The organism is uncultured Campylobacter sp., assembly GCF_938031315.1.
GTDB lineage: Bacteria > Campylobacterota > Campylobacteria > Campylobacterales > Campylobacteraceae > Campylobacter_B.
Genome location: NZ_CALHHT010000485.1, coordinates 1 through 6,532 on the forward strand (window position 1 = coordinate 1; position 6,532 = coordinate 6,532).

The 6,532-nt window shown below is 49.5% G+C and carries 6 protein-coding genes; all 6 read right to left on the reverse strand.

The window, feature by feature from the left end:
- The coding region (locus Q0236_RS11980; protein ID WP_297918361.1) for a polysaccharide deacetylase family protein at positions 1-403 on the reverse strand (403 nt) is incomplete at its 3' end.
- Positions 400-1,587 carry an O-antigen ligase family protein gene (locus Q0236_RS11985; RefSeq protein WP_297918364.1) on the reverse strand — a complete coding sequence of 396 codons (1,188 nt, stop codon included), beginning with the start codon at positions 1,585-1,587 and terminating at the stop codon, positions 400-402. The genes Q0236_RS11985 and Q0236_RS11980, both read right to left, overlap by 4 nt.
- Entirely contained in the window at positions 1,584-2,660 is a 1,077-nt protein-coding gene (locus Q0236_RS11990; protein WP_297918367.1) for a glycosyltransferase family 4 protein, read from the reverse strand. The genes Q0236_RS11985 and Q0236_RS11990 overlap by 4 nt, the downstream gene beginning before the upstream one ends.
- Positions 2,657-4,114: an ELM1/GtrOC1 family putative glycosyltransferase gene (locus Q0236_RS11995; protein WP_297918370.1), complete on the reverse strand. Its 1,458-nt coding sequence runs from the start codon at positions 4,112-4,114 to the stop codon at positions 2,657-2,659. Before Q0236_RS11995 ends, Q0236_RS11990 begins: the two co-directional genes overlap by 4 nt.
- Positions 4,084-4,965 carry a lysophospholipid acyltransferase family protein gene (locus Q0236_RS12000; RefSeq protein ID WP_297918374.1) on the reverse strand — a complete coding sequence of 294 codons (882 nt, stop codon included), beginning with the start codon at positions 4,963-4,965 and terminating at the stop codon, positions 4,084-4,086. Before Q0236_RS12000 ends, Q0236_RS11995 begins: the two co-directional genes overlap by 31 nt.
- Positions 4,966-5,024: 59 nt before the next feature.
- Entirely contained in the window at positions 5,025-6,518 is a 1,494-nt protein-coding gene (mnmE, locus tag Q0236_RS12005) for a tRNA uridine-5-carboxymethylaminomethyl(34) synthesis GTPase MnmE (RefSeq protein ID WP_297918377.1), read from the reverse strand.
- Positions 6,519-6,532: the final 14 nt, after the last annotated feature.

Genomic DNA, 6,532 nt, shown 5'->3' on the forward strand with positions numbered 1-6,532 from the left:
TATCGGTCGCCCAATTCCCGTCAAAGCGCCGGTTCACGATGAAAATCGTCGCCTTAAAGCCGTATTTTTGCAAAAGAGGCAGAGTGCCCGTGAGATTATCGCGGTATCCGTCGTCGAAGGTAATACAAACCGCCTTTGCGGGCTTTTTATCCAAGCTTGCAAGCTCGCTTAAAGTGTAGCTCGTAAAGCCGTTTCGCTTCAGCCACGCAAGCTGTTTTTCAAACGCGGCGGGCTCTACGCGCAGGCGGTTAAATTTAGAGGCGTGCTTTGGCAGATGCTCGCGGATCATATGATACATCAGCACGCGCGGATACTCGTAAGGCAGATCCTTCGCCCACCACGCAAAGCGTAGGCAGAACCACGCAAAAAGCGCCGCAAAAGCCAAAACCGCCGCGTAGATCATCGCTCGATCCTTACGCGATATGCCAAAAAGCTTAGTATCGTAGCCAGACTTAGCGCTTCTTTCGACAGATACGCGCCGTGATCGAACTGGCAATCTATCAAAAGATAGATCAGAAGCGTAAGAACCCCAAACTGCCTGCTTTGAATGCACTCCTTAAAAACGCTAAATAGGATCGCGCCGTAAAAGATAAGGCCAAGCACGCCGCTATAAAGTAAAATTTCTAAAAATAGATTGTGCGGTGCGTTGTATTCAGGATGCTCAAGGACCGGGGAGCCCGGCAAATTTATATATGAGCCCAGTCCGTAGCCCAAGATAGGCTTTTGCTGCGCCATTTCCAAAATATAGCTCCAAATCACGGTTCTACCCGAGGAGTTGCCGCTAAATAGCGCTGCTAGCCTTTGCTCAAACGACGGCGAAAGCGCGAGTAAAACGGCAAAAAGCGCGATGAAACCCACCGTGAAAAGCAGGTATTTTTTGTTTAAGCTCTTTAAATTTAGCGCGCCGTAAAACACAAGCGCGCAAAACGCGCCGACCCACGCCGCTCTGGAAAATGAAAAGATCATAAAAAATGCAAATAAAAATAGAGCTGCAAATTTAAGTGCTAAAGGCCGCCGTATCGCTACCGCGCTAAGGCAGAGCCCAAAGCCCATAAAAAGCCCTAAGATATTGCGGTTCGAAAGCGATCCGCTAAGACCGCCGCGAACAGAGTCGCTTGAAAAGACGATCGCATCGGCGCTGCTTACAAGCTGATAGATCACGCTTACCGATAAAATTCCAAGCCCCACGAACAAAAAGGCAAAAACGGCGTTTTCATCAAAAAATTTGAGCTTGTAAAAATAACAAAGCACCAAAAATATCGTGCCGTATCGAAGGACGAAAAATAGCGTGCTCTGCCACGCTTTTTTTGAGATCACGGCCTCGTTTAGGAGGTTTGAGATCGCTAGCGTTACCACTAAACAGACAAAGCAGATCGCGATAAATCTCGTTTTTTTCAAAATTTCGCTTAGAATTGCGTAGTTTTTAAAATACAATAGATGCGCCAAAAAGAGTAAATTTAGCGCCACAAAGGAGATCTGATAGACCGCGTTTTTGAAAAACAGCGACGCGCACCAAAGAAGCAGCAGCGTTAAAAATGCGATCCTCCATCCGCTAGGCGCGCCGTTTTCGTAAAAAAATTTTTTCATATTAAACTCTCATAAACCTTTATCGTTTTTTCTACCATCTGCTCTAGGCTGAAGTTTTGCGAAACGTAGCCGTAGCCGTCAAATTTCAGCTCGCGCGCGGGGGCAAACAGCCCCGCCAGCGCCTGCGCGTCGCCTACGTCAAAAAAATAGCCGTTTTCGCCCTCTCTTACGATATCCAGCGCGCCGCCGTGGCGCGTCGCAATCACGGGGCAGTTTAGCGCGATCGCCTCAGCCATCGAGCGCCCGAAGCTCTCAGGCTTGCTCGAAGCGCTCACCGTGACCGACGAGAGCGAGTAAATTTCTGCCACCTTACTCTGCGAGCCTGCAAAAATTACGCGCTCGTCCAGTCCAAGCTCAGCTACGAGCGATTTTAGCTCCGAAAAATACTCGTCGCGATCAGCTCGCACTCCGCCTACGATCAAAATTTTAAGCTTTTGTTCGCTTGCCAAAGCCGCGGCGCGAATCAGGGTTTTGTAATCCTTAATCTGCGTGATGCGCCCAACGCCCGAGACGATGAAATCATCCTGCGCAAGGTTAAAATTCTGCCGAAATTCCTTGATGAAGCGCTCGTCTAAATTTTTGGGATTAAATTTTACTAGATCGATACCGCGCGGAATGATCGTGATCTTGGCTGCATCTACGCCGTAGCTTTGCACCACGTGATCGCGCGCATAGCCGCTAGGACAGATGATCGCGTCCGCATCCGTCATGATTTTACTGTAGAAATTTACGGAATTTATCCCGTGCACGGTGCTTACGATCTTTGCACGCGGGCGAGCAAATTTAACCAGCCACGCCGGCACGCGGGAGCGGACATGCACGATGTCGGGAGCGATCTCGCTTAAAATTTTACGCAGCTTTAAAACGCGCGCCGGAGCGCTTAGGATACTTTTGGAGCAAACGTCGAGCTGCACGTGCACGCCGCCCTCGTTTTCTATCTCGGGTGCCAATTTGCCACCGTTACTGATAACGAAATTCTCGATGCCGCGCCGTGCAAACTCCCTATTTAGCTCGACTACGCCGCGCTCTACGCCGCCTTCGTTTAGCTCTGGCAAAATTTGCACGACCCTCATAACTCTATCTCCCTCACAAATTCCTTCAGATCGTACTTTGCGGTCTTTTTTAGCGCTTCATCGTAGCGCCTAGCATGTCCCGTAGAAATGAGAGCGCTTATAAAATCGTCAAATTTATTATGAGCGTCTTTGCGTTTTAAACTCAAAATGGCTACGCTCGCGCTCCCGTTAGATACGGCCTCGCTTATCATCGAGACGCTGTCCTCGCTGATAAAGACCCACTCGCACTGCGCCAAAAAATCGCCGATCGGATTTACGGGCTCGCGGCTGTAAATCACGCTGTAATCCCAGCTAAGCTTAGCTAGCGCGCTCTCGGTAGCCCGCGGCGTGCGCGGAGAGGTCGTTAGCGCAAACTCGCAGTCCGCAAACTGCGCCCTTACGTCCTCAATCTGCTTTAAAATTTCATCCCCCATCTCAAAGCAGGAATTCGGCCCGCCGATGATAAATCCTACCGCCTTGCGCTGCGGCCGGTACAGCCCCTGCGGGCGCGAAAAGCTAAGCGAGACGGGCGAAATTTTAAGATTTGCGCGCGGCTTTGGGCGATCGTGCGCGCCTGCGATGATGACGCTAAAATCCTTGCGGTAGCCTTTCGGATACATCAGTGCGACGCTCGGCTTTGCGTATCTGCGCGCGTAAAATTTCAGCGCGTAATAGGTCGTAGAGCCCGCGCTCACGAACAGATCGAAATCTGCGAAATTTAAATTGCGATTCGCGGTGGCGTCTAAATTTACGTTATATGATGCAACGTCTGAATTGGTGCCATTCGGCGCGGCGTCTAAATTTACGCTATTTTGCGAGGCGGAGCTATTTAAAGCGGGACTATTTAAATTTGATCCGTTTTTTGGATCCGCCGCCGTGCCGCTCCCGCCGAGATCGCACTTAAAAATTTTAAAATAAAGCCCTAAAAAATCAAGCACGTAGGAGCAGAGTTTAAGAAACTTGTTTGCGTAAGCGATCCTACAAATGCAAAACTCAAGCCCTCTTAGCTCGCAAAATGCGATGCTTTGGTTCTCGTGCCCCTTGCGGCCGTCGCTTAAGATGAGCGCTTTTCGATGCGGATTTTTTGCGACGGACGGATTTGCATCGGAGTTTTCGCTGTTTAAATTTAGAGGCCCGCTGCCTGCGTGCCACGCGCAACCTGGAGCGCTCGATCTTAAATTTTTATCGCTAAAGCTTTCGCGCCGCAAAGTGCAAGAGGGGCTACCGCAAATCGATATGAAATTTTTGAGATCCGAATTTTTGCTCGCTCGCGCGGCAGCGGCGATTGCTACGAAATTTTCGCGATTTAAAATTTTAACGGCGCGCGCGGCGCTGCCTAAATTTACGGCGCTTTGCTCTTTTACAAAAAGGCGCGAGCCCTGCGGCGCGGATAAATTCCTCGCGGCCCCCCGTCTGCTCTCGCCTCTTGAAATTTGCCGCGCCATCAGTCCATTTTCCATCTTTTGTGTATCCAAAACCACTGCTGCGGCGCGGTTCGCACGACCTCTTCGAAAATGTCGTTGCACTTTTGCGTGATAAACAGTTCGGCCTCGTCCTTATTTAGCCCTTCAGGTAGCGGCGGGAAATCCTTGATCACGATCTCGTAGCGATCATCCTCTCCGCGGCGCGCAAAAATGGGTATCAGCACGGGGCGAAATTTCAAATAAAGCGACGCGATAGTCTTCGTGGTGTAGCACTGTCGTCCAAAAAAGGTCGTAATTAGGCTGTTTTTAGGGCCTGGCTTTTGATCGGGCAGAATGCCTACGTTGCGTCCTTGTTTTAGTGCCTGTACGAGCCTGCGCATCGCATCGTCCTTGTAAATGAGGTCATTGCCGTAGCGCTCGCGAAACGGCGCCACTAGCCGCTCTTCGATCAACTCATTATCGCTGCGACGCCCGACTACCGAGACGGGAAAGCCGTTGGCGCCGAAAAAATTAGCTAGAATTTCCCAATTTCCAAAATGCGCCGTAAAAAATAAAATCCCGTGCGGATTATCACCTTTTAGCTCTCGGACGCGCTCTAGCGCCTGCTCGCCGTTTGAAATCAGATCATCAAATTTTAGTCTGCCGTTGTAAAATAAAAGCGTGTCGGTAAGCGTCCTAGCGATACTGCGAAAATTATCAATCGCAAGAGCATGAAGCTCACTTTCGCTTTTTTGCGGATAGGCGGCGCGAAGGTTATCCTGCGCGACTTTAACGCGCCTACTAAGCTTCCACGATGCAAAAAGTGCGAGCTTATCGAAAAATGCGAATATGAAGCTTTTCGGCGCGAATTTTGCAAATTTTATCAGGCACAGCGCCAAAAAATATTGGATTTTTTCCTTCATAAAGACCTCGTTTTAAATGCGAGATTATATTGAATTTTGGCTAATTAGTAGCTAAAACGCTATTTGCCGAGGCAAAAATTGCTAAACATTTCGTCTAAAATTTCATCTCGCTCAAATGGACGCGAAATACGTGCAATCGCCTCAATCGCGCGATTTATCTCAAATGCAAAAAGCTCAAGCTCGCCGCAAGCCAGGCGCTCGCTTGCATTTTTAAGAGCCGCAAGCGCGCTCTCGCAAGATAGAATTTGCCGCTCGTTGCTTAGCATAAGACCATCGAAATTTTGAGAATTTAAGTAACTCTCAAGTGCGGTTAAAATTTGATCCACGCCCTCTTTGGCCGATATTTCAAGCGGCGCGGCGATAGAGTCTCCCGCCGAAATTTTAGAATTTTCTGCCGCGGCTTCGGAAATTTCGTCGGCGCAATCTTTTAAATTTAGCCCGGCGGAATTTTCGCAGGTAGAGCTTTGCGCTAAATTTTTAAAACTATCGGCATCCGCGGCGGCGAGATTTTCGCTCAAATAGTTTACGTCCGCTTTAAATTTGCGCGGCAGGTCGCATTTATTGAATACGTAGATTATTTTCTTATCTTTTTGCTCTCGCAAAATTTTTAAAATTTCGCCGTCCTCTTCGCTAAATTCGCGGCTCGCATCAAAGATCGCCAAGATCACGTCCGCTTCGCTCGCCGCTCGAACTGAGTAGGAAATACCGATATTTTCGAGCTTGGAGCTGCTTTGTCTGATGCCTGCGGTGTCGATTATGCGGATGAGATGGGTGCCGATTTTCAGGCTCTCTTCGATAAGATCGCGCGTAGTGCCCGCCTCGTCGCTCACGATGGCGCGCTCGAAATTTAAAAGCGCATTTAGGATGCTTGATTTGCCGACGTTGGGCCTACCTACGATCGCCACCTTAAAGCCCTCGATCAGCCCCTTGCGGCTGCGGCTTATGCGGGTGATCTTTTCCAGGCTCTTTATATTTTCATCCAGCATCTTTTGCGAGCTTTGCAGCACGTCAGAAGGCAGATCCTCCTCCGCGTAATCTATGCAAACCTCGACAAAAGCCAGCGTCTTAACCAGAGCCGCTCGCAGATCGCCTATAAAGCCCTCAAGCTCGCCGCGCAGATTTCTAGCTAAAATTTTAGCCGCACTTTGCGAGCGCGAGTTTATGAGATCGCTTATTGCTTCCGCTTTGCTAAGATCCATTTTACCGTTTAAAAACGCTCGCTTACTAAACTCACCCGGATTTGCTATGCGCGCGCCCAGAGCCAGCGCGGCATCTAACGCCAAGGACGAAGCCGTAAAGCCGCCGTGGGTCTGCACTTCTACGACATCCTCACCCGTAAAGCTATGCGGAGCTTTAAAATATATCAAAATCGCCTCGCCGAACGCTTCGCCGAACGCGTCAAAAAGATTCACAAGCGTGGCATAGCGAGGTCGCAAAAAACTGCGATGTGAAAGGCTTAGAGCGATAGATAGCGCTTCCTCGCCTGAAATTCTAACTATGCAAATTCCGCCGATGCCGTGCGCCGTAGCGATAGCGGCAATAGTCTCGATCACGATTAGCTTTTTTC